The sequence below is a fragment of the Streptomyces sp. NPDC006314 genome, from assembly GCF_040613075.1.
Classification (GTDB): Bacteria; Actinomycetota; Actinomycetes; order Streptomycetales; family Streptomycetaceae; genus Streptomyces.
Map to the genome: position 1 here is coordinate 194,397 of NZ_JBEXRL010000011.1, position 21,735 is coordinate 216,131.

Below are 21,735 nucleotides of genomic sequence, written 5' to 3' on the forward strand. Positions count from 1 at the left end.
GTCTTCACGAGCGCCGTCGACGCAAGCGGCCGACGGCGTCGCCGACTTCGAGCAGGCCGCCGCCCCGTGCCGCCGGATCCGTGTCCGTCGTCTCCAAGGGCGCCGACCCCAGTGGCACGGGCACCGGCGACCCGGCGGAAGGCCCGTAGCCGGACGAAGGGGCGACGGCGTCATCGCGCGTCCCGCGTCACGAAGCGGGCGGCCTCCCGCAGCGCGCGCACCCCCGGGAGGTCGCGGTTGGCCGGGAGCCACGCCAGGAAGGAGTCGGAGGTGCCGAGTTCGGGAACGTCCACGTAGACGAGCCCGGGACGCGGGTACAGGGCGCGCGCCGACGCCGGGAGGAAGGTGATGGCTCGTTCCTGCAGCACTGCCAGCACCATGGCTTCGGTGTCGCGGACCACCGGGCCGTACCGGACCGGGCTGCCGTCGGGGCGTGGGTTCGCGGTGAGGTGGTCCCACCACTGGCGCGGTACCTGGCGGGGCATGTCCACCACGGTGCGGTCAGCGAGCTGCTGAAGGGTCAGCCGCTGCTCACGGGCGAGAGGATCGTCTGCCGGGAGGCACACCACCCTCGGCTCGCTGGCGAGGTGGCAGGACTGGAGGCCGGAGGGCAGGGGTCCGCGCAGGAAGGCCGCGACGACCTCGCCGTTGGCCAGTGCGTCGAACTGCTGGACGAAGCCCAGGTTGCGCACGTCTATCTCCAGGTGGGGGTGCTGGTCCCGGGCGCGGGCGAGGACTTCCCTGGCGTGCGGCATGGCGGCCTCGGCGCCGAGCGAGCCGACGCGCAGTCTGCCCCTGACCGTTCCCGCGTGCGTGTCGGACACCTGCAGCAGCCGGTCCATCGCCTCGAGAACCGCCCTGGCCTCGGCTGTGACCGCCTCGCCGGCCGGAGTCAGCCGTACCGCCCCGCCTCCCCGTTCGACCAGCGGTACCCCCAGGCGCTCCTCCAGCGTGCGGATCTGCTGGCTCAGTGACGGTTGTGAGATGAACGCGCGTGCGGCAGCCCGGCCGAAATGCCGTTCCTCGGCCACCGCGAGAAGCAGACGCAGTTGGTGAGTACTCGGATCTCGGACAGAACGGCGGCGCCTGCCCCCAGGAACCATAGGGACAAGGTTATCGAATCATCCATCTTCCCCCCTGCCCTCTCACCTGGCCCGGCCGCCCGCTGCCGGGCCAGCATGGACGGACGGAGGGCGGCGGTGCGTCAAGGGGGCGTACTGCTGCGGGAAACGGGAGGACTCCTCATGCGCCGTGCTCACGCGCTCGCCGTCATCGGCATCGTCACCGCCGCGGCTGTGGCCGCGCCCGTCACCACCGCCATGGCGGCACCCGCCGAGGCGACGTACAACGTCGTGCCGTACGAGAACGTCAACGTCCGCAAGCTGCCCGCCACGGCCGGCGCGTACCTGGCCACGCTCACCGCGGGGAAGACCTACCAGGCGTACTGCTGGACCCACGGCGAGACCGTCACCGACCACGGCTACACCAACGACATCTGGATCGGGTTCGCGGACGGCTACAGCAGCGCCGTGTACTTCAAGGGCAACGAATACGCCAACCTGCCGGTTTCGGCCCAGTGCTGACGACCGCAGCGGAACAAGGGGGAACCTTCATGCGACTTCGCCTGCGCGCGTCGGCCGTCGCTCTGTCCGTCGCCGCCGCGCTGGGGGGCCTGGGCGTGACCGCGCCCACGGCCTCTGCGAGCGCCCGGCACCAGTGCACGCTGGAGACGAACGCCTACTACTGCTACAACGTCTACGCCGCGAAGGTGTACGACAACTTCGACGGCACCGGCAAGGTCGTCGGATACATGTACACCACGTACAGCTGGTTCAGCTGCCGGCTGGACAAGGGGGCCTACGTGGGAGGCCCGCACCCGTACCGCTGGCTGATGACGAAAGCGGACAACGGGGTCTGGGGGTTCATGAAGGACACGTCCATCAGCTCCGAGACCAACCCGGTGATCTCCTGCTCGCCCGAATGACGCAGAGTGCGCCTCGGCTCACCGCATCGGGCGGACGCCGAGGGGAGCGGCGATGCCGCGGCCTCCGCTGCGGCCTCGTGCTCAGACCGCCATCCCCACCGACCGGTCAAGGAGTACCCGTGCGCCTGCGCAAGTGCACCGTCGCCGCCCTGTTCGTCGCCGCGGCCCTCACATCGGCCGCGCCCCAGGCCGTGGCCGCCCCCATGCCCTGGGAGACCAGCCGGAATCCGGCCGTCACGCCCCACGAACCCGCATCCCGGCCGGCCGCTGGGACCGGCACGGTGACGATCCTCTGTGGGAGTCCCTGCTACCAGTAGACACGCACACCCGGCCGGGTGGGCTCGCACGGGCGCCCCCGGCCGGCGGTGTGTCGTCCGATCACCGTTTCTCCGTCCCGCACCGCCCGGAACGGGCCGGGGGGCGGCATGCGCGCGGGACATGACGGAGCCGTACCGCCGCATGGCCGGCCGCGGGGCGCCGCACCGCACGGACCGCCGGGTTTCACATGGGCGCCACCGGACCCTTCCCTGACGTTTGCTGCTCTTGGAACACTCGCAGCGCGCAGATTCCGTCAACTGACGGCATCGCGTACGCCAGGATGGGAGGATCCTCACTCATGTCCGAAGTCAATCGGCGGCGCTTCCTGCAACTCGCGGGCGCCACGACGGCGTTCACGGCGCTGTCCAGCAGCATTCAGCGCGCGGCCGCCCTGCCTGCCCACCACCGTACGGGTTCGGTGGACGACGTCGAGCACATCGTCGTCCTGATGCAGGAGAACCGTTCCTTCGACCACTACTTCGGCTCGTTCAGAGGAGTCCGGGGCTTCGGCGACCCGCGTCCCGTCACGCAGAACGGCAGGTCCGTCTGGAGGCAGTCCGACGGCACGAAGGACGTCCTTCCCTTCCACCCGGACGCCGACGACCTGGGCCTGGCCTTCATCCAGGACCTGCCGCACGGCTGGAACGACGGGCATAACGCTTTCAACCAGGGCAAGTACGACAAGTGGGTGCCCGCCAAGTCCTCGACGACGATGGCGTACCTGACCCGGAAGGACATCCCGTTCCACTACGCGCTCGCCGACGCCTTCACCGTCTGCGACGCCTACCACTGCTCGTTCATAGGCTCCACCGACCCCAACCGCTACTACATGTGGACGGGCTGCACCGGCAACGACGGCAAGGGCGGCGGCCCCGTCCTCGGCAACGACGAGGCGGGTTACGGCTGGACGACGTACCCGGAGCGCCTGGAGCGGGCCGGGGTCTCCTGGAAGATCTACCAGGACGTCGGTGACGGCCTCGACGCGAACGGCTCCTGGGGCTGGATCAACGACGCCTACCGCGGCAACTACGGCGACAACTCCCTGCTGTACTTCAACCAGTACCGCGACGCCAAACCCGGCGACCCGCTCTACGACAAGGCCCGCACCGGCACCGACGCGAAGAAGGGCGAGGGCTTCTTCGACCGGCTGAGGTCCGACGTGACGTCCGGCAAGCTGCCGCGGGTCTCCTGGATCGTCGCGCCCGAGGCCTTCAGCGAGCATCCCAACTGGCCCGCCAACTACGGCGCCTGGTACATCTCCCAGGTCCTGGACGCACTCACCTCCAACCCCGACGTGTGGGGCAGGACCGCGCTGTTCATCACCTACGACGAGAACGACGGCTTCTTCGACCACGTCATCCCGCCCTTCCCGCCGGCCTCCGCCGCCCAGGGCAAGTCGACGGTGGACCCCTCGCTGGACCTGTTCAAGGGTGACGCCAGCCACACCGCCGGCCCCTACGGGCTCGGCCAGCGCGTGCCGATGCTGGTCGTCTCCCCCTGGAGCAAGGGTGGCTACGTCTGCTCCGAGACCCTCGACCACACCTCGATCATCCGGTTCATCGAGCACCGCTTCGGTGTGCACGAGCCGAACATCTCACCCTGGCGGCGCGCCATCTGCGGCGACCTGACCAGCGCGTTCGACTTCTCCCGCAAGGACAGCGCGCCGGCCGCGCTGCCGTCCACGGACGGCTACCGGCCGCCGGACGGGGACCGTCACCCCGACTACGTGCCCACCCCGCCCGCCGGCCCCGCCCAGCCCAGGCAGGAGCGCGGCAGCCGGCCCACCCGCCCGCTGAAGTACGCACCGGTGGTGAGCGGTTCGGTGGACGCCGCGGCCGGGAAGCTCACGCTCACCTTCGCCTCGGGGACGCGGGCGGGCGCGGCCTTCCTCGTCACCTCGGACAACCGCACCGACGGCCCCTGGAGCTACACCACCGAGGCCGGCAGAACGCTGTCCGACACCTGGAACTCGGCCTATTCCGGCGGCCTCTACGACCTCGCCGTGCACGGCCCGAACGGCTTCCTGCGCCTCTTCAAGGGCCGCAACAAGGTCGCGGGGCCCGAGGTCACCGCCCGGCACGCCGGCGACCGCCTGGAGCTGACGTTCGCCAACAAGGGTTCCGGCACGGTGAAGTTGAAGGTGGTGAGCGGCTACGGCGGCAGCCCCGTCGTGGTGAGCCTACGGCCCGGGGCCACCGTGAAGCAGATGGTCGACCTCACGGCGAGCAGGCGCTGGTACGACCTGACCGTCACCTCCGAGGCCGACCCGGCGTTCCTGCGCGGCTTCGCCGGTCACGTCGAGAACGGGCTGCCCGGCGTCAGCGACCCGGCGATCGTCACGGAGTGAACGGGCGATGAACACCGCTCCGTGCGGACTGGTCAGGTACCGGTCACATCAGGGTAGTGTGCCCCGGTGACCACGCAATCGAACACTCCTGCAGGCTGGTACCCGGATCCGCACGGGGCGTCCCAGACGCTCCGCTACTGGGACGGCACGCAGTGGACCGAGCACACCAACCCGGCGCAGCAGGGCGCCGGGCAGGTTCCCCAGCAGCCCGCCGCCCCCCAGTTCCCGCAGCAGCAGGGCCCCGACGCCAAGGTGCAGCGCCAGGTGCAGCAACAGGCCGGTGTCGCGGCCGGCGGCCCCGGCGGCGGCACCCTCTTCACCGAGCCCGTCCTGGTCGTGAACCAGAAGGCCAAGCTGATCGAGCTGACCAACGAGTACAAGGTCATGGATCAGAACGGCCGGGAGATCGGCTCGGTCACGCAGGTCGGGCAGGGTGTGCTGAAGAAGATCCTGCGCTTCGTCTCCAGCCTGGACCAGTTCATGACCCACAAGCTGGAGATCCGGGACGCCTACGGCCAGCCGCAGCTGTTGCTGACCCGGCCCGCGAAGATCTTCAAGTCCCGGGTGATCGTGACCCGTCCGGACGGTTCGCCGGTCGGCGAGATCGTCCAGAAGAACATGATCGGCAAGATCAACTTCGCGATGAACGCGAACGGCCAGCAGGTCGGCGCGATCAAGGCGGAGAACTGGCGGGCCTGGAACTTCGCGATCGTCGACCACGCGGACAACGAGGTCGCCCGGATCACCAAGACCTGGGAGGGTCTCGCCAAGACCCTGTTCACGACCGCGGACAACTATGTCCTGCAGGTCCACTACCAGCTGCCCGAGCCGCTGCTGAGCCTCGTGGTGGCGACGGCCCTGACCGTCGACACCGCCCTCAAGCAGGACGCGCGCGGCTGGGGCTGAGCGAGCCGCACCCGAACAGCACGGCCACGGCGGCCGGTGCACGTGGACACTCCCGCGCACCGGCCGCCGCCGTATGTGATCACAGGGCGGTGAGATGCCCCGGCTGCTCCGGCCGGCGTGGCCTCAGTGCCGGTTCCACCGCCGCCGTCCCCGGCTCCAGAGCGAGCACCGCCGCGACCGGATGCCCCTCGTGCCCGTCGTGCTCGTCGTGGCGGTGGTGCCCCTCGTGCTCGTCGGGGAGCCCGGTGCGCTCGGGTCCGGGGGCCGCGCGGGTCAGCAGGAGCACGCCCCGGGCGGCCAGGCCCGCCCCGGCCAGGGCCAGCAGCACGCCGGTGGCGCCGCCCCGGAGTCCCTGCCCGAGCAGGCTGAGACCGATCACCGCCGCGGCCACCGGGTTGGTCAGGGTGACCACGGCCAGCGGTGCGCCGAGGCCGCCCCGATAGGCCGTCTGCGACAGCAGCAGGCCGCCGACGGCGAACGCGGCGACGAGCACCGCGACCACGATCACCTCGGCGCCGAGCACCGGGCCGGAGCGGTCCGTGGCCGCAACGGTCACCGTCTGGGTCAGCGCCGAGGCGACACCGGAGGCGAACCCGGACGCGGTCGCGTGCCGCAGTCCCGGCCGGGCGCCGGGCCGGGACAGCACGCCGATCGCGGCAGCGGTCGTACCGGCGACCGCCAGCGCCTCGGTCAGCGACAGCACCCGCGCGGGCGCCGGACCGGAGGCGCTGACCAGCAGCCCCGCGAGCCCGAGCAGCGTCAGCGCCGTACCGCGCCACTCCGCGCGGCTGACCCGCCGCCCGGCAGCCCGCGCCCCGAGCGGCACGGCCGCGACCAGGGTGAGCGCGCCCAGCGGCTGGACGGCGGTCAGCGGGCCGTACTTGAGGGCGACGCCGTGCAGCAGGGCCGCGGCCGCGTTCAGGCCGACCGCCGACCACCAGGCACCGGTGCCCAGCAGTCGCGGCAGACCGGCGCCGGTGTGGCAGGAGGCGAGGCGTTCCTGGGCGACGGCGGCCAGCGCATAGGCGACGGCCGAGATCAACGACAGGCCCACGGCGACCAGGGCGGCGGGGCTCATCGGCCCGCTCCCGCCAGGACGGACGTCCCGGAGGCGAGCCGGTCCATGCCGCGCCCCGCCGTGGTGGCCCTCCGCCGCCGCGGCTGGAGGGCCGCGAGGGAGAGAGCGAGCATGGCCGTCGCGACGATCGCGTCCAGCCAGTAGTGGTTCGCGGTACCCACGATCACCAGCAGGGTGATCAGCGGATGCGCCAGCCACAGCCAGCGCCATCGCGACCGGGTGGCCGCGATCAGGCCGATCGCCACCATCAGCGCCCAGCCGAAGTGCAGCGAGGGCATCGCCGCGAACTGGTTGGACAGGTGGTCGCTGGACGGCGGACCGTACACGGACGGCCCGTATACGCGGGCCGTGTCCACGAGGCCCGTCCCGGCCAGCATGCGCGGCGGGGCCAGCGGGAACGTGAACGGCAGCACGAGGGCGGCCGTGGTGACCACCGCCAGCACCCGGCGGGCCCACACGTAGTGCGCGGGCCGCCTGAGGTACAGCCAGACCAGGAAGGCCAGCGTGGCCGGGAAGTGGACGGTCGCGTAGTAGGTGTTCGCCAGGTGGACCAGGGCGTCGCCGCGCAGCAGAGCGGACTGCACGGAGATCTCGTCGGGGAGGCGCACCGCTCGTTCGAGGTGCCACACGTGGTGGGCGTTGCGGAAGGCCTCCCCGGTGTGCCCGGTGGCGAGCCGCCGCCCCAGCTTGTAAACGAGGAAGAGCCCCGCGACCAGCAGAAACTCACGTATCAGGGCCGGGCGCGCGGTCGCGTCCGGCTCCGCTTCTGCCTCTGCAGGCTCGGTGCGGGCATTCATCCCCCGGCCCCTTCGCTGACGGTGGTGCGTGTGGTGGTGCTGCGAGCCCGGGCCGCGCCCGGAAGTAATCGATACGGCTGCGTACCGATACGCCAGTGTACCGATACGCCTGGGTACCGGTACACTGGCGTATCGATTGATGTGCGCCACACTGGAGACACGGCCTGGTGCCCCGCTCGAGCCCCGCTCCAGCGCGCCGCACGAAGGCCCGGCCCACACGAGTGAGGGGAAGTACCGCATGACGTCGCAGGCCGCGGACGGACCGGAGACGGTCGCCGCCTCGCGCCGCTCCAAGATCACGCCCGAGCGTGAGCGGGAGTTCTTCGACGCCGTGCTGGAGCAGATCCGCGAGTGCGGCTACGACTCCGTCACCATGGAGGGCGTCGCCGCCAGCACCCGGTGCAGCAAGTCCACGCTCTACCGGCAGTGGAAGACCAAGCCCCAGTTCGTGGCGGCCGCGCTGCGCGCCAGTCGGCGGGTGCGCTTCGCCGGCATCGACACCGGGTCGCTCGCCGAGGACCTGCGCCAGGCCGCACGGGCCGCGGGCGACTGGTCCGGCAAGGACACCAAGCTGATGCAGGCGCTGGGGCACGCGGTGACGGCGGATCAGGAGCTGGCGGAGGCGCTGCGCGAGGCGCTGGTGTACCCGGAGATCGCCGCGCTGCGGGAGATCCTCGACCGCGGTGTGGCCAGGGGCGAGGTCCGGGCGGGCCATCCCGCGCTGGAGTACGTCCCCGCCATGATGTTCGGCGTCCTGCGCGTGCGGCCCGTGCTCAGCGGTCAGTACGCCGACGCCGACTACCTCGTCCGGTTCGTGGAGGCCACCGTGCTGCCCGCGCTCGGACTGACGTAGGACCCAGGCCGCCGTTCACGGGATGACTGAACGGTGACCTGCTCGCGCCGCACCGTGGGGACGGGGGCGGCGCGCACCCCCGGCCGGGTGGGGTTCCTCTTGAGCGGAGGGGCGCCCCGCCCGGCCGACTGCTTTCCCGGAAGCCGTCAGATGTCCTGGCCGATGCCGCCGCCGGACGAGACCCTGATGCCCTTGAGGATCTCGTCGATGACGGACACCTTCTGGCCGACGTCCACGCCGAAGCGCACCACCACGATCTGCTTGGCGTCGTTGGGGGAGGGGAAGGCGACCGACTCCACATAGCCGTCGGCGCCCTTGCTGGTGACCGCCTTCCAGCGCACCAGATAGCCCTTCTGCCCGGCCACCGTCACCGCCTTGGACGCCAGCACCTCGTGCGAGGTGACGCTGCCGTAGGTGGTGCCGCCGTACGACTGCTTGACGTTGGCCGCGATGTCCGCCTTGGCGACCCTCTCGGCGGTGTCGTCGTTGATCCCCAGCGCCACCGCCGGAGCCGTGTAGGCGCCGCCCGCGGTGCACGTCTTGGAGCTGTCGCCCGGGCACTTGTAGGACTTGTCGGAGGTCACCTGCACACCGGCGCTGATCGTCTCGCCGGTCCAGCCCTCGGGCACCGGCAGGCTGATTCCGTTGACCGGGTCCGGCACCGTGCCGCCGCCCTTGACCTTGGGCGCCTCGGACCGGTTCGGCGAGGGCGAGGCGCCGCCCGGGCCATCGGAGCCACCGGAACCGCCCGTGCCTCCGGACCCCCCTGATCCGCCCTGGCCGCCGTCGCGCCCGCCTCCCGGCCCCTGCTGCGACCCGGCGCGGTCACCGCCGCCGTCCCTGGAGAGGGCGTACACGCCGACTCCGATGCTCGCCAGTACCGCGACCGCCACCGCGACGGCTATGCCGGTGCGCAGACCGCGCCGCGACCCGGCCGCCGGCTGGGCGGGATACACCGGATAACCCGGGTAGGCGCCGTAGCCCGCGGGAACCGAGGACGCCGGTCCGGCCGGTTGCGCGGGTTGCGCCGGGTATGCCGGTTGTACCGGGTAGGCCGGTTGCGGGCCGCCGGGCGCCGGCGAGTGCGTCGGGGGACCCCACGCGGCGGCCGTCCCGGCGGGGCGGGTCTGGTCCGTCCAGGCCCTGCCGTCCCACCAGCGCTCGGTGGGCGGGCCGTCATTCGTCTGCCCGGGGTCGGGGTACCACCCGGGAGGAGTCACCTGCGTCATGTCCCCACCGTATGAGGCGACGGTGAAAGCGGGATGAGAGGATCCGTCACCAATCCCGCGGACCGGAACATTTCGCCACGGGTTTTTTCCGTCACTCGTCATCACTCGTCGGCTGTCACGGCTCCGCGCTCCCCCGCAGCCCCGGTATCGTCCGCCTCCACCACCAGACGCTCGGGCCCGCGCGCCGCGGCCGGCGGCAACCCGAACCCGTTCCTGCCCGGGGTCAGCGACCCCAGCACACGGGCGTGCCGGGCGCCCGTGCTGCGTGGATCGGTGCCCGGCAGGCCGTGGGCGGTCAGAAAGCCGAGGACCGCGAAGGCGTACGCCTCCTTCGCGGTGGCGGGCAGCCCCAGCTCGTCCGAGGCACGTACCGGGATCTCGTCGAGCAGCCGCCGGAGCGTCCCGGCCAGCACCGGGTTGCGCATGCCCCCGCCGGACGCGATCACCTCGGTGGCGCCGACGGACCGTACCGCGTCCGTGACCGTCCGCGCCGTCAGTACGGTGAGCGTCGCCAGCACCTCCTCCGGGCGGGTGCCGTCGAGCAGCCCGGCGGTCCGCAGATACCCGGCGTGGAACAGCTCCTTGCCGGTCGTCTTCGGCGCCGGCAGCGCGTAGTACGGCTCCGCGAGCAGCCGCTCCAGCAACCGCCGGTCCGCCCTGCCACGCGCGGCCAGCGCGCCGTCCACGTCGTACGCGAGGCGCCCGCCGCTGAACTCCCGTACCGCCGCGTCGAGCAGCGCGCAGCCCGGCCCGGTGTCGAAGGCCGTCCCGTCGGGGGCGGTCAGATTGGCGATGCCTCCGATGTTCAGGGCCACCGGCCTGCCCGGCCTGCCTCGCAGCCACAGCAGGTCGACCAGGCTCACCAGCGGCGCGCCCTGGCCGCCCGCCGCGACGTCCCGGGCGCGGAAGTCGGCGACCACCGGCAGCCCGGTCGCCTCCGCGATCCAGGCCGGCTGCCCGAGCTGGAGCGTGCCGTGCACCCGGCCGTCCTCCACCCAATGGAACACCGTCTGCCCGTGGGAAGCCACCAACTCCGCCCGGCCCGCGCACAGTTCACGGTTCGCTCGGACGGCCGCCGCCGCGAACGCCCGCCCGATGCCGGTGTCGAGCCGGCACACCTCGGCGAGGGGCACGGCGGCCGGCGGCAGCGCCGCCGCGAGGGCCGCGCGCAGACCGTCGCCGTACGGGGTGCTCGTCATCCCCAGGGGCCGCAGCGCCAGCGTATCCCCGTCGAGGCGCAGTTCCGTCGCCGCGGCATCGACCGCGTCGTACGACGTCCCCGACATCAGCCCGATCACCAGCACCTTCAACTCACCTCTCCGGCAGTGCGTGTCAGGAGGGCCGCGGTGCTCACCGCGCAGGCCGCCGCCGCGTAGTAGGCGGGTACGTCGGGGTTGCCGGTGCGCCGTACCGCCTCTGTGATGATCAGGCCCGCGCAGCCGGAGAACAGCGCGTTGGACAGGGCGTAGGCGAGCCCGAGTCCCGTCCAGCGCACCCGGGTCGGGAACATCTCGGCGAGCAGCGCGGGCCCCGGGCCCGCCATCAGCCCCACGACCGCGCCCGCGGCACACAGGGCCCAGCCCCTCGCCGCGCTCGACGTGCCGGGATCCCGGAGGAGATGGAGCAGGGGCAACGAGGTGGCCGTCACCAGTACGGCCCCCGTGAGCAGCACCGGCCGCCGCCCGACCCGGTCGCTGAGCAGGCCCGCCGGGAGGATCGCCGCCGCGAACCCGGCGTTGGCCGGCACCGCGGCGAGCAGTGCGTGCCGGACGTCCGCGTGCAGCGCGACCTGCAGATACGACGGCAGCACGACCAGGAACGTGTATCCGGCCGCCGCCCAGCCCATCACCCGCGCCGCCGCGAGCACGACCGCCCCGCGCCCGAGCCGCACGGCCGCCGCCTCCCGTCCCGCTCCGTGCTCCAGGAACGACGGCGTCTCCGCCATTCCCGCCCGCAGCCACAACGCCACCAGCCCCAGCGGCAACGCCAGCAGGAACGGCAACCGCCAGCCCCACGCGGACAGCTGGGCGTCGGTGAGCGCCGTCGCCGTCACCGCCGTCACCCCCGCCCCGCCGAGCAGGCCCAGCGCCACCGTGAACGACTGCCACGCCCCGTACAGCCCGCGCCGGCCCGGCGGCGCGTACTCCGTCAGCAATGCCACCGCCCCGCCGAACTCCCCGCCCGCGGCGAGTCCCTGAAGGATCCTCAGAGAAGTCAGCAGCCAGGGCGCGAGCACTCCCGCGGTGTCGTACGTCGGCAGTGCGCCGATCAACGCCGTCGCGCCCGACATCAGCGCGACCACCCCGATCAGCACCGGTCGCCGCCCCCACCGGTCACCCAGCCTGCCGAACAGCACCGCGCCGAGCGGCCGGAAGAAGAACGCCAGCGCGAACGAGGCGTACGTCCGCACCAGCGCCCCGGCCGCGCCGCCGCCCGCCGGGGCGAAGAACCGCTCCGCCAGCACCGTGGCCAGAAAACCGTAGACGCCGAACTCGTACCACTCGACGAGGTTCCCCACCGACCCCGCCGCCACCGCCCGCACCGTCGGCCCGCGCGTCACCGCACGACTGCCGGAAACCGGCTTCGTCCCCGCCATGTTGACGCTCCGTCCGCTGCTGACCGGCTGGTCGGGCCGAGTGCACGTCGCCTGCCCGCACCCACTGTCACCCGGCGGGGCAACAGGCGCCCCTACCGGCCACCACACATCCCACCGGACGGCTACGCTCGTGGTCTGTACGTCATTCGGGCGACCTGGGGAGGTAACGGGATGACGGAGGGACGTCCGCCGGCGGCCGCCTCGGCCTCCCTGTGGGAGCGGGACGCGGAGATCGCCGCCGTCGCACGGGCCCTCGACGTCCTGTGCGCCGGCCAGTCGTCCGGGGGCAGCCTGCTCGTCTTCCGCGGCGAGGCCGGGCTCGGCAAGACGGCACTGCTGACCGAGACGCGCCGCATCGCCGAACGCCGCGGCTGCACGGTCTGGTCCGCCCGTGGCGCCGAGACCCTGAGATCCGTCCCGTTCAACGTGGTACGGCGGCTGCTCCAGCCCGCGCTGCTGTCCCTACCGCCCGAGGAAGCCCGCGAATACCTCGGCGACTGGTACGACATCGCGGGCCCAGCCCTCGGCATAGTCGACCCCCAGGAAGGCAGCCCCGACCCGCAGTACGTCTGCGACGGACTCGTCGCGGCGGTGCGCCGGCTCGCCCGCCGCGCAAGGCCGCTCGTGCTGCTCGTGGACGACGCGCACTGGGCCGACCAGGAGACGCTGCGCTGGCTCGCCGCGTTCGTCGAACGCCTGGAGGACCTGCCCGTCCTGGTCGTGGTCGCCCGGCGGCCCGGCGAGGTCGGCGGGGACAGCGCCCGCCACCTCGACGCGGTGGCCGCCGCCGCGGGCCGCCCCGTCAGCACCCTCAGCGCGCTCACCCCCGAGGCCACCGCCGGGCTCACCCGTGCCACCGTCGGCCGGCACGCCGACGACGCCTTCTGCCGTGAGGTCTGGGCCGTCACCGCCGGCAACCCCTACGACACCGTCGAACTCCTCGCCAAGGTCTACGGCAGCGAACTCCAGCCGGTCGAGGCCCGGGCCGGAGAACTGCGCGCCCTCAACCGCGCGGCGCGCGGCGGCGGACTGGTCGACCGGCTCAAGGGCCTCGGTCTGGAGGCCACCCAGTTCGCCTGGGCCGCAGCCATCCTCGGCACCCACATCACCGTCGACATGGTCGCCCGCCTCGCCACCATGAACGACGGCATCGCCCGCCAGTGCGCCGAACTCCTCCGCAGCGCCCGCATCCTCACCGAACCCGACCCCGCGACCGGCACCGAACCCGAGGACGGCGAGCTGGAGTTCGTCCACCCGCTGATCGCCACCGCCGTCTACAACTCCATCCCGCCGGGCGTGCGCACCGCCATGCACGGCGTCGCCGCCCAGATCATCACCGAGCTGGGCCGCGGCGCCGCCGAGGCCGCCCGGCACCTGCTCAAGGTCCACCCGGACGACGACGAGGAACTCGTCGACCAGCTGCGCGAGGCCGCCCGCGAGCACCTTGCCGTCGGCGCGCCCGACGCGGCCCGCCGCTGCCTGGAACGCGCCCTGGAGGAGCCGCCCCGCCCCGAGGTCCACGCACACGTCCTCTACGAACTGGGCTGCGCCACCCTGCTGACCGCACCCGCCGTCACCATCGGCCACCTGCAGAGCGCGCTCGGCATGCCCGGCCTCGACGGGGACGACCGCGTCGGCGCCGTCGTCCGTCTCTCCCAGGCGCTGCTCCACAACGACCAGCTGGAAGAGGCCGTCCGCACGGTCGAGGCCGAGGCCGCGAGGCACGACGCCGGCCCCCTCCGGATGCGGCTGCAGGCCTTCCAGTACATGTGGGAGGGCATCCACGGCGAGACCGTCTCCCCGGCCCGCTCCCAGAGCCTCGCCGAACTCGCCCGCACCTGCGCCGGCCGCGACAACGCCGAACGCGCCCTGCTGATCCTGCGCGGCTTCGACGCGATGACCCATGGCGAGAGCGCCGCCGAGGTCCTCGAACTGTGCGACCGGGCCCTCGTCAACGGCCGCCTCGCGCCCGGCCTCGGCTGGACCGACCCCGAATGGGGCATGGAGCTGCTGATGATGCTGGGCAGCGCATACGCCTACGCCGACCGGCTCGACCGCGCCGAGAGCCTCTTCGCCGAGGCCCGCGGCGTCTATACCGGCGCCGGCTGGCGCGGCGGCCACCTCTCCCTCGCCAACGCCTTCCTCGGCCTCGCCTACCGCAGACAGGGCCGGCTGAAGGACGCGGAAACCACCCTGCGCGAGGGTCTGGCCCTCGCCGAACGCGTCGGCCGGGGCCTGCCGCTGTACTGGTCCTCCACCTGCGGACTCGTCGACACCCTGCTGGCCCGCGGCCGCGTCGACGAGGCCTGGTCGATCGCCGAACGGTACGGCTTCGCACCGCCGTACCCCTCCACGATCGTGCTGCCCGACATCCGCTCCGTGCGCGGCCGGCTGCTGCTTGCCGTAGGCCGTACCGAGGAGGGCATCAACGAACTCGAGGCCGCCGAGAAGACCGCCGCCTCCCGTGGCGGCCACAACCCCGTCCTCGCACCCTGGTCCATCGACCTCGCCAAGGCCCTCGCCGGCCAGGACCCGGCCCGCGCCGTCCAACTCGCCGCGGACGCCCGCCGGCAGGCCGAGCGCTTCGGCACGGAAACCGCCATAGGCGAGGCCCTGCGCTGCGCGGCCGCCCTGGAGACCGGACCCCGCGCGGTCCGGCTCGCCGGCCAGGCCGTCGCCTACCTGGAGGCCTCACCCTGCCAGTACGAACACGCGGCGGCCCGGGTCGAGTACGGCATCGCCGCCGGCTCGGTCGCGGAACTCAACCGGGGCCTGGACCTCGCCCGGGCATGCGGAGCGGACGGGCTGGTGGCGCAGGCGCGGGAGGCGCTGGAGTCGGGACGGGCGCGGTAGGACGGCCGACCGCGGGGTGACGGCATACGGCCAGGACCGGGCCCCCCACCCCTCGGGCGGCTCCTCCTCGGCCGGCACCCGCTGGGCCGGCGCGAAGGCAGAGTCGGCGGCCGGCACCCCGCAGTACACGGCGGCCTGCAGCACCACCGTGCCGGTCTGCGCCGGTGCCGGCCCGTTGCGCCGCGGCGACGAGCGGGATGACCGGGTTCCCGCCGCGCGGGCGCGGCCGGCGAGGGAGCGGGCGTCGAAGCGGCCGGGATCGGCCGCCTCGGTCACGGCGGTGGCGGCCTCGGTCTTCGACTGATCCGCCGGGTCGCGGACGCGGCCGAGGACCTGCGCAACCGGCCGAGCCGTCGGCAGCCCGTAGCCGACCGCCGAGCCGTCGGCCGCCCGGAGCCGACCGTGCCCTACGGCGCCGGAGCGAACACCACCCACACCTGGCCCGCGGCGAAGTCCATCCGGCTGCCGTCCGCCGCCGTGAACGTCGTACCGTCCGCCGCGGCCGGTCGCGACCAGGTGGCGGTGAAGGACCGCCCGTCGCGCAGCACCTCCGCCTGCCCGGAGCCGACCGTCTCGGTGTAGGGGGTGTGGTTGCCGAGCATGTCGTGGTACCGGGACGTGCGGATCTTCACGTGCTGCACGACGACCGTCGCCGGCGCCATCCGCGTGCCGTCCGTCGTCACCGTGGGAGTGCCGTCCATCGCGACGAGCCAGCCGTTCCGCTCGGGGGACCAGGTGAAGGTGAAGCGGGCGGCCGGGTAGCGCACGGTGCGTGACGTCGCGGGTGTGCCGCCGGCGGGGGCCGGGCCGTAGCGGAAGCCGGTCGTCAGCGCGGTCTTGCCCGGGGCGGCGGGCAGCAGTCTGGCGGGGTGCAGATAGAGGTTGTGCGGTGCGGCCTTGCCGGTGCCCCGGTAGTAGGCCTCCGGGGCCTCGTCGGGCGATTCCGCCCGCAGGGGTGCCTTGTCGATCAGCGGCAGCAGCTTGCGCTGGGCGCCGGAGAAGGCGAGGGTCGGCCGGTCGAACTGGCGCAGCAACTCCAGGTCGGACTCGCGGACGCTGCGCACCGGTCCGACGGCCTGGGGGAGTTTGGTCGCATACACCGCCATCAACCGGCTCAGGCCGCCCTCCACCTGCTCGGCGTACACCACGTCGGCCGCCCCGAGTCCGGTCTGCGGACGGGCCGCGGGGACGTTGTCGATCTTCACGGCGAGCGGTGAGCCGGCCGCCGTGAGCGAGGGGTTCGGTGGTGGGACCCGCGTCGGGGTGTGGTGCGGGGCGCGGGCGTCGTCCCCGCCCTGACCGGTGCAGCCCGCCGCGAGGGACGCCGTCAGTGTGGCCGCCAGGAGAGCCGCCGTCAGTGCGGCGCGTCGCGAGTGCGCTCTGTGTCCCATGCCCACCGTTGCCACCCCGTCCGCATTGTCCGATTATGCGCCCATCAGGTCATTGCTGGCCATTGCGATCGCCTCCGATCGCCCGCGGACGGTGGGCCGAACGGGCCGGGGAAGGGGTTCGCGCAGGTACGCACGGGTACCCGGCCGCCATCGCACACAGGACGCAGACACTGCGCACCGGATGCGCCCGGGCGATCCGGGGCGCAGGCGAGGCAAGGGAGCACGGCCCATGAAGGCAGTCACCTGGCAGGGCAAGCGGGACGTACGGGTGGAAGACGTGCCCGACCCCCGGATCGAGGAGCCCACGGACGCCGTCATCCGCATCACGTCCACCGGACTGTGCGGCTCTGACCTGCACTTGTACGAAGTGCTCACCCCGTTCATGACCCCGGGCGACATCCTCGGCCACGAACCCATGGGCATCGTCGAAGAGGTCGGCTCCGAGGTGACGAACCTACGGCCCGGCGACCGGGTCGTGGTGCCGTTCCAGATCGCCTGCGGGCACTGCTTCATGTGCGACACCGGGCTGCCCACCCAGTGCGAGACCACCCAGGTCACCGGCGAGGGCATGGGCGCCGCCCTGTTCGGCTACACCCGCCTGTACGGTGCCGTGCCCGGTGGCCAGGCCGAGTACCTGCGGGTCCCGCAGGCTCAGTTCGGCCCGATCAAGGTCCCCGAGGGCCCGCCGGACGACCGTTTCTTCTACCTCTCCGACGTGCTGCCCACCGCCTGGCAGGCCGTCGAGTACGCCGCCGTCCCGCCCGGCGGCACGCTCGCCGTCCTCGGCCTAGGCCCGATCGGTGACATGGCCTGCCGAATCGCCAAGGCGCGCGGCGCGGAGCGGGTGTTCGGCGTGGACCTGGTGCCCGAGCGGCTCGCCCGGGCGAACCGCCGGGGTGTGGAGACGTACGACCTCAGGGCCTTCGACGACGAGAAGGCTCTGGTCAACGCGATCCGCGACGAGACCGGCGGCCGGGGCCCGGACGCCGTGATCGACGCCGTCGGCACGGAGGCCCACGGCAGCGCGGCCGCCAAGCTCGCCCAGCAGGCCACCGCGCTCATGCCGCGCAAGCTCAGCGCACCCTTCGCGGAACGCTTCAGCATCGACCGGCTCGGCGCCCTCTACATGGCCATCGACCTGGTCCGGCGCGGCGGCACGATCTCACTGAGCGGTGTGTACGGCGGCATGGCCGACCCGATGCCGATGCTCACCCTGTTCGACAAGCAGATCCAGTTGCGCATGGGGCAGGCCAACGTCCGCCGCTGGAGCGACCAGATCATGCCCTACCTCACGGACGAGGACCCGCTGGGCGTGGACCACTTCGCCACGCACCGGCTGCCGCTCGCCGACGCGCCGCACGCCTACGAGATGTTCCAGCGCAAGCAGGACGGCGCCGTCAAGGTCGTCATGCAGCCGTGAGGTCGTCGTACAGCCGTGAGTGCGTGAGTCACGGAAGCGGTCGGCCGGGAGAGCCCTTCTCGCCGAGGATCTCCGCCAGGTCGTACCGCACCGGCTCCTCCAACTGCGCGTAGGTGCAGCTGTCCGGCACGCGGTCCGGGCGCCAGCGGCGGAAACGGGCCGTGTGCCGGAAACGCTGCCCGTTCTCCATGTGGTCGTAGGCCACCTCGGCCACCCGCTCGGGCCTCAGCGGCACCCAGGACAGGTCCTTCTTGCCCGACCAGCGGCTCGGCGCACCCGGCAGCCGGGCCGTCTCGTGGGCGGCCTCGTCCGACCAGGCCGCCCACGGGTGCCCGGCCACGTCGTCCATGCGCAGCGGCTCCAGTTCCTCGATCAGCTCGGCCCGCCGCCTCATGGGGAAGGCTGCCGACACACCCACGTGCTGGAGCCTTCCGTGTTCGTCGTACAGCCCGAGCAGCAGTGAGCCGACCACCGGGCCGCTCTTGTGGAAGCGGTACCCGGCCACGACGACGTCCGCCGTCCGCTCGTGCTTGATCTTGAACATGGCCCGCTCGTCCTGCAGATAGCGCAAGGCGAGCGGCTTGGCGATGACCCCGTCGAGCCCGGCGCCCTCGAACTGCTCGAACCACTGCCTGGCCACCTCGATGTCGGTCGTCGCGGGCGCCATGTGCACCGGCGGCGTAGCCTCGGCGAGAGCCCGCTCCAGCAGGGACCGCCGGTCGGTCAGCGGAACGTCGAGCAGGGAGTGGTCGTCCAGCGCCAGCAGGTCGAAGGCGACGAACGACGCCGGGGTCCTCTCGGCCAGCGTCCGCACCCGGGAGTCCGCCGGGTGGATACGCTCGGTCAGCGCGTCGAAGTCAAGCCGGCCGCCGCGCGCGATCACGATCTCCCCGTCGAGCACGCACCGTTTGGGCACCCGCTCCCGCAGCGCTCCGACCAGCTCGGGAAAGTACCTGGTCAGTGGCTTTCCGGTACGGCTGCCCAGCTCGACCTCGGCCCCGTCCCGGAACACGATCGAACGGAACCCGTCCCACTTCGCCTCGTAGTGCATGCCTTCTGGGATGGCGTTGACGGGCTTCGCCAGCATCGGCCTGATGGGCGGCATGACCGGTAGATCCATAGTGTCTCACCTGCCAACTACGCATAGTGACCGCGTCGGATGCTGCCACTGACGATTAGTCGCTGCGAGTGGAATCGAGCTGCGGTGTGCCCTGAAGGATTGCGCCGAGCCCCTGCTCAACGGCCAGCCGGGTCGTGCTGTCCGAGTCCGGCCACAGGTGGCTGTAGGTGTCCAGTGTGACCGCCGCCGACGAGTGCCCGAGACGCTTCTGCACGACCTTGACGGACTCGCCGTGCTGGGTGTGCAGCGTGATCCCATCCGGCATCGCCTCCATCGTGCTGGCTTCCTTGACGATCCTGCGCCAAGTCCTTGCCCAGGGCGAGCGCTGGACGGGTTCGCCGGAATCGGTGGTGAAGATCAGCCGGAGCTTGCGCTCGCGGCGACTGCCGTCGGTGGTGTCGCCCAGGGTCTGAGAACGGGCCGGGAACGCCTCCAGGTGGGCCTGTAGCGCCTCCGTTACGGCGACCGGTACGGGCACCACTCGGCTCGGTCGCCTGCCGCACCAGGTGACTGAGCATCACACGATCAAGCAGCATCGCTGCAGGTCAGAGGCGCTATGGCCACCCCCTGGGGGGAGGGGGTGATCACGTAGAAGATCCATTGGCGACCCCCGCTCGGTTCAAAGTGATTTTTCACTCGCGGTTTTTCCGGGCTTTTGATCTTCGAAAAGGAGGTGAAAGGGTATGACAACCAGGCAATGCGAGGCATGCGGCCAGAGCTTCGAGCAGGTCGGCCCTGGGCGACCCCGGCGCTACTGCGACGAACACCGGCCCCGCCACGGTCACCGCCGTCATCAGGATGCCCGCGCCGCGCTGGGCGACGTCACCGGCATGCCGTGCGCGCGCTGCGGTCGCCCGATCCTGGACGGCCATCCCTGGGACCTCGACCACGCCGACGGCGGAGGCCTCGCCGACTACAACGGCCCGGCGCACGCTTCGTGCAACCGGGCGGCAGGGGCCAGGAAAGCCAACGCGGCCCGTAGGGGCCTTTCTGGGCGCCCCTGGGAGCCTTCCCCGGCCCAGACCACCGACCACGTCCCCAACGGCCCGGTGTCGCCCACGGGGGCCGTCCACTGCTCGTGCCAGTTCTGCGCGTCAACGGCACCGCCGTATTGCCGTGGCCGTTGGTGGGCACTGGTTGGCGGCCGTTGGGTCGACGGCTGCGGAGGGTCCCGCGACTGGTGATCAGCCGAGTGACGCGATCGCCTGCCTGATGCGCTCCCTCGCCTCCCTGCCATGGACGGCGATCCCGGACAGTTCGGCGAACGCCTTGAGATAGGTGCGGACTTCACCCGGCGCCGTGATGTTGACCTCCGCCGTCAGCGTCTCGACAGCTACCTGGGCGTCGTCAAAGGCGTAGAACGCTTCCAGTGGCCAGACAGGGCGGCGCGGAGCACAGAACGGGATGATCCCCAGGGACACGTTCGGCCGGGACATGATTTCCAGCAAGTACCGGAGCTGCCCGGCCATAGCCGCTTCGTCGCTCACCCGGTAGTAGAGCACCGCCTCTTCGAGGACGAGCGCGAACCGATGGTCCCCCTCGTGAACCACGCGGGACCGGTTGACGCGTGCCTGGACGGCGTCAGCTACGTCGTCAGGGGTGCCCTGGAAGGCCGTGATGGACCGCAGGAGCCCTATCGCATAGTCGGCGGTCTGGAGCATGCCGGGGACCACGTTCGAGGCGTAGACACGGAAATGACGCGTGCGCTGGTACAGCGGCAAAGTCTTCTCGTGGACGCGCCGCATCCCGTCGCGATGGATCTGCCGCCACTGGACGTACATGGACTCTGCGGTACGGGAGGCGGCGATCAGATCTGCTGCCTGATCTTCGGCGCCACATGCCCGGCACCATGCCCGGATGTCGTCGTCAGACGGCGCGGTCTTGGCCCGTGCGATGCGGGATGACTTCGACTTGTGCCAGCCGCACCGCTGTGCCAGTTCAAGCCCGGTAAGACCGGCATCCTGCCTTAATGCGACCAGTCGAGACGCTATGGCCGCGCGCGCAGCCTGGGCGGTCGAGAGCGGAGATGTGGGCATTGAACTGGCGCACCGGGCTTCTTAGTTGATGGCGTACTTCTCGTGCGGGATGGCTCGCTCCCAGACGGCTTCGAATGCCCTGGTGCAGAGGCGGGCGACGGCCGGCTCGTCCGTCTGGTCGGTGTGGACCCAACCCCCGTCACCGTCAAAGATGTTGAACTGAACGAGGTTGCCGTCGAACAGCCAGAAGTCGTTCCCGGGTAGCGCGAGGTCGGACGCCTGCCGTCTCGGGAGCCAGCGGATCTCCTCGCCAGCGGCGACGTTGGTGAACGTGAAGGAGTGCTCGTACCGGATGTACTCGCTCACAGGCTCTGACACGATCCGTGCCCGGCGCACGACGACACCCTTGGCGGTGACTTCCTGGACGAGGTCGAGCCAGGGACGCCACCAGGACGCGCGGTCGTCGGGGTCGAGCCGGTGGCCCTGCTGCCACGCCGCGAAACCCTCGTCCTCGTCCGGGATGGCGTAGACATCCCGTGTCTCAAGGTGCACGGCCGAGTGCTCCACGGACCTGATCAGGTCGGCGAAGTTACTGAGGCTCTGCGCCATCAAGTGCCTCCCTCAGCAGCGGGATCATGCGCTGCGGCAGCCGGATCACACCCTCGTGATTCGGTAGCGGACTGTCCTGCGTGGTCCTGGCCAGAGTCTCGGCGTCGGCGTTCACGCCCTGGATGACCAGATCCTTCGTCTCATCGTCCACCCACACCGCCGGGCAGCCGTGATCTCCAGACTCCGGATCTTTGCCGACGAACCGTAGTTCCATCGTCCCTCCCTCAGTCGAGCCGGTTGCGGCCGGTTGCACGGCCT

Annotated in this window: 21 protein-coding genes; 9 read left to right on the plus strand and 12 right to left on the minus strand. The window is 71.9% G+C overall.

The features are described from left to right. Window positions 1-170 precede the first annotated feature (170 nt). Window positions 171-1,103 (minus strand): LysR family transcriptional regulator, encoded by a 933-nt coding sequence (locus ABZ079_RS21965; protein WP_356941106.1) that lies wholly within the window; start codon window positions 1,101-1,103, stop codon window positions 171-173. A gap of 141 nt (window positions 1,104-1,244) precedes the next feature. Between ABZ079_RS21965 and ABZ079_RS21970 the strand changes: the two genes are divergently transcribed. The 5 genes from ABZ079_RS21970 (at window position 1,245) to ABZ079_RS21990 (ending at window position 5,555) form a co-directional block, all read left to right on the plus strand. Further along, window positions 1,245-1,583 carry an SH3 domain-containing protein gene (locus tag ABZ079_RS21970; protein WP_356941107.1) on the plus strand — a complete coding sequence of 113 codons (339 nt, stop codon included), beginning with the start codon at window positions 1,245-1,247 and terminating at the stop codon, window positions 1,581-1,583. A gap of 29 nt (window positions 1,584-1,612) precedes the next feature. Then, on the plus strand, window positions 1,613-1,984 hold the full coding sequence (locus ABZ079_RS21975; RefSeq protein ID WP_356941108.1) for a hypothetical protein: 372 nt from the start codon (window positions 1,613-1,615) through the stop codon (window positions 1,982-1,984). Window positions 1,985-2,103: 119 nt separating this feature from the next. Continuing rightward, a complete protein-coding gene (locus tag ABZ079_RS21980) occupies window positions 2,104-2,301 on the plus strand; it encodes a hypothetical protein (protein WP_356941109.1) in 198 nt (65 codons plus the stop codon). A gap of 299 nt (window positions 2,302-2,600) precedes the next feature. Continuing rightward, window positions 2,601-4,649 carry a phosphocholine-specific phospholipase C gene (locus ABZ079_RS21985; protein ID WP_356941110.1) on the plus strand — a complete coding sequence of 683 codons (2,049 nt, stop codon included), beginning with the start codon at window positions 2,601-2,603 and terminating at the stop codon, window positions 4,647-4,649. A 66-nt stretch (window positions 4,650-4,715) separates the two neighbouring features. Further along, a complete protein-coding gene (locus ABZ079_RS21990; RefSeq protein WP_356941111.1) occupies window positions 4,716-5,555 on the plus strand; it encodes a phospholipid scramblase-related protein in 840 nt (279 codons plus the stop codon). 79 nt (window positions 5,556-5,634) lie between these two features. Here the strand turns inward: ABZ079_RS21990 and ABZ079_RS21995 are convergent, their stop codons facing one another. Further along, on the minus strand, window positions 5,635-6,633 hold the full coding sequence (locus tag ABZ079_RS21995) for a hypothetical protein (RefSeq protein WP_356941112.1): 999 nt from the start codon (window positions 6,631-6,633) through the stop codon (window positions 5,635-5,637). Then, window positions 6,630-7,430, minus strand: a complete 801-nt coding sequence (locus ABZ079_RS22000; RefSeq protein ID WP_356941113.1) for a phosphatase PAP2 family protein — start codon at window positions 7,428-7,430, stop codon at window positions 6,630-6,632. The genes ABZ079_RS21995 and ABZ079_RS22000 overlap by 4 nt, the downstream gene beginning before the upstream one ends. Window positions 7,431-7,668: 238 nt before the next feature. On the opposite strand from ABZ079_RS22000, the gene ABZ079_RS22005 reads away from it, so the two are divergent. Continuing rightward, the gene (locus ABZ079_RS22005) at window positions 7,669-8,283 is read left to right on the plus strand and encodes a TetR/AcrR family transcriptional regulator C-terminal ligand-binding domain-containing protein (RefSeq protein WP_356941114.1); all 615 of its coding nucleotides are present in this window, start codon (window positions 7,669-7,671) and stop codon (window positions 8,281-8,283) included. A gap of 146 nt (window positions 8,284-8,429) precedes the next feature. On the opposite strand, the gene ABZ079_RS22010 is transcribed toward ABZ079_RS22005, so the two are convergent. The 3 genes from ABZ079_RS22010 to ABZ079_RS22020 all read right to left on the minus strand — a co-directional run bounded on the left by ABZ079_RS22010 (window position 8,430) and on the right by ABZ079_RS22020 (window position 12,108). After that, window positions 8,430-9,512, minus strand: a complete 1,083-nt coding sequence (locus tag ABZ079_RS22010) for a DUF2510 domain-containing protein (protein ID WP_356941115.1) — start codon at window positions 9,510-9,512, stop codon at window positions 8,430-8,432. Between the two features lie 101 nt (window positions 9,513-9,613). Then, the gene (locus tag ABZ079_RS22015) at window positions 9,614-10,816 is read right to left on the minus strand and encodes an anhydro-N-acetylmuramic acid kinase (protein ID WP_356941116.1); all 1,203 of its coding nucleotides are present in this window, start codon (window positions 10,814-10,816) and stop codon (window positions 9,614-9,616) included. A gap of 2 nt (window positions 10,817-10,818) precedes the next feature. Then, window positions 10,819-12,108, minus strand: a complete 1,290-nt coding sequence (locus ABZ079_RS22020) for an MFS transporter (RefSeq protein WP_356941117.1) — start codon at window positions 12,106-12,108, stop codon at window positions 10,819-10,821. Window positions 12,109-12,279: 171 nt separating this feature from the next. On the opposite strand from ABZ079_RS22020, the gene ABZ079_RS22025 reads away from it, so the two are divergent. Together ABZ079_RS22025 and ABZ079_RS22030 are read left to right on the plus strand one after the other, a co-directional pair. Further along, window positions 12,280-14,961, plus strand: coding sequence for an AAA family ATPase (locus tag ABZ079_RS22025; protein WP_356941118.1), 2,682 nt, complete (start codon window positions 12,280-12,282; stop codon window positions 14,959-14,961). A gap of 16 nt (window positions 14,962-14,977) precedes the next feature. Then, window positions 14,978-15,265: a hypothetical protein gene (locus ABZ079_RS22030; RefSeq protein WP_356941119.1), complete on the plus strand. Its 288-nt coding sequence runs from the start codon at window positions 14,978-14,980 to the stop codon at window positions 15,263-15,265. Between the two features lie 103 nt (window positions 15,266-15,368). Here the strand turns inward: ABZ079_RS22030 and ABZ079_RS22035 are convergent, their stop codons facing one another. After that, window positions 15,369-16,352, minus strand: a complete 984-nt coding sequence (locus ABZ079_RS22035) for a DUF3048 domain-containing protein (RefSeq protein ID WP_356941120.1) — start codon at window positions 16,350-16,352, stop codon at window positions 15,369-15,371. 229 nt (window positions 16,353-16,581) lie between these two features. On the opposite strand from ABZ079_RS22035, the gene ABZ079_RS22040 reads away from it, so the two are divergent. Beyond that, window positions 16,582-17,772, plus strand: coding sequence for a zinc-dependent alcohol dehydrogenase (locus ABZ079_RS22040; RefSeq protein WP_356941121.1), 1,191 nt, complete (start codon window positions 16,582-16,584; stop codon window positions 17,770-17,772). A gap of 28 nt (window positions 17,773-17,800) precedes the next feature. Here the strand turns inward: ABZ079_RS22040 and ABZ079_RS22045 are convergent, their stop codons facing one another. The 5 genes from ABZ079_RS22045 to ABZ079_RS22065 all read right to left on the minus strand — a co-directional run bounded on the left by ABZ079_RS22045 (window position 17,801) and on the right by ABZ079_RS22065 (window position 21,691). Further along, window positions 17,801-18,892 carry an ATP-dependent DNA ligase gene (locus tag ABZ079_RS22045; protein ID WP_356941122.1) on the minus strand — a complete coding sequence of 364 codons (1,092 nt, stop codon included), beginning with the start codon at window positions 18,890-18,892 and terminating at the stop codon, window positions 17,801-17,803. Window positions 18,893-18,947: 55 nt separating this feature from the next. Beyond that, window positions 18,948-19,370, minus strand: a complete 423-nt coding sequence (locus ABZ079_RS22050) for a hypothetical protein (RefSeq protein ID WP_356941123.1) — start codon at window positions 19,368-19,370, stop codon at window positions 18,948-18,950. Between the two features lie 706 nt (window positions 19,371-20,076). Next, the gene (locus ABZ079_RS22055) at window positions 20,077-20,928 is read right to left on the minus strand and encodes a helix-turn-helix transcriptional regulator (RefSeq protein WP_356941124.1); all 852 of its coding nucleotides are present in this window, start codon (window positions 20,926-20,928) and stop codon (window positions 20,077-20,079) included. A 21-nt stretch (window positions 20,929-20,949) separates the two neighbouring features. Further along, complete coding sequence (locus ABZ079_RS22060) at window positions 20,950-21,477, minus strand: DUF6879 family protein (protein ID WP_356941125.1); 528 nt, start codon at window positions 21,475-21,477, stop codon at window positions 20,950-20,952. Beyond that, a complete protein-coding gene (locus ABZ079_RS22065; RefSeq protein ID WP_356941126.1) occupies window positions 21,458-21,691 on the minus strand; it encodes a hypothetical protein in 234 nt (77 codons plus the stop codon). Before ABZ079_RS22065 ends, ABZ079_RS22060 begins: the two co-directional genes overlap by 20 nt. Window positions 21,692-21,735: the final 44 nt, after the last annotated feature.

Excerpts from the sequence above, each read along its gene's own strand:
- ABZ079_RS22055 (WP_356941124.1), bottom strand. The coding sequence starts at position 20,928 with ATGCCCACATCTCCGCTCTCGACCGCCCAGGCTGCGCGCGCGGCCATA.
- ABZ079_RS21970 (WP_356941107.1), top strand. The coding sequence starts at position 1,245 with ATGCGCCGTGCTCACGCGCTCGCCGTCATCGGCATCGTCACCGCCGCG.
- ABZ079_RS21985 (WP_356941110.1), top strand. The coding sequence starts at position 2,601 with ATGTCCGAAGTCAATCGGCGGCGCTTCCTGCAACTCGCGGGCGCCACG.
- ABZ079_RS22020 (WP_356941117.1), bottom strand. The coding sequence starts at position 12,108 with ATGGCGGGGACGAAGCCGGTTTCCGGCAGTCGTGCGGTGACGCGCGGG.
- ABZ079_RS22040 (WP_356941121.1), top strand. The coding sequence starts at position 16,582 with ATGAAGGCAGTCACCTGGCAGGGCAAGCGGGACGTACGGGTGGAAGAC.
- ABZ079_RS22045 (WP_356941122.1), bottom strand. The coding sequence starts at position 18,892 with ATGGATCTACCGGTCATGCCGCCCATCAGGCCGATGCTGGCGAAGCCC.
- ABZ079_RS21965 (WP_356941106.1), bottom strand. The coding sequence starts at position 1,103 with ATGGTTCCTGGGGGCAGGCGCCGCCGTTCTGTCCGAGATCCGAGTACT.
- ABZ079_RS22005 (WP_356941114.1), top strand. The coding sequence starts at position 7,669 with ATGACGTCGCAGGCCGCGGACGGACCGGAGACGGTCGCCGCCTCGCGC.
- ABZ079_RS22060 (WP_356941125.1), bottom strand. The coding sequence starts at position 21,477 with ATGGCGCAGAGCCTCAGTAACTTCGCCGACCTGATCAGGTCCGTGGAG.
- ABZ079_RS22000 (WP_356941113.1), bottom strand. The coding sequence starts at position 7,430 with ATGAATGCCCGCACCGAGCCTGCAGAGGCAGAAGCGGAGCCGGACGCG.
- ABZ079_RS21975 (WP_356941108.1), top strand. The coding sequence starts at position 1,613 with ATGCGACTTCGCCTGCGCGCGTCGGCCGTCGCTCTGTCCGTCGCCGCC.
- ABZ079_RS21995 (WP_356941112.1), bottom strand. The coding sequence starts at position 6,633 with ATGAGCCCCGCCGCCCTGGTCGCCGTGGGCCTGTCGTTGATCTCGGCC.
- ABZ079_RS22010 (WP_356941115.1), bottom strand. The coding sequence starts at position 9,512 with ATGACGCAGGTGACTCCTCCCGGGTGGTACCCCGACCCCGGGCAGACG.
- ABZ079_RS22025 (WP_356941118.1), top strand. The coding sequence starts at position 12,280 with ATGACGGAGGGACGTCCGCCGGCGGCCGCCTCGGCCTCCCTGTGGGAG.
- ABZ079_RS22065 (WP_356941126.1), bottom strand. The coding sequence starts at position 21,691 with ATGGAACTACGGTTCGTCGGCAAAGATCCGGAGTCTGGAGATCACGGC.
- ABZ079_RS22035 (WP_356941120.1), bottom strand. The coding sequence starts at position 16,352 with ATGGGACACAGAGCGCACTCGCGACGCGCCGCACTGACGGCGGCTCTC.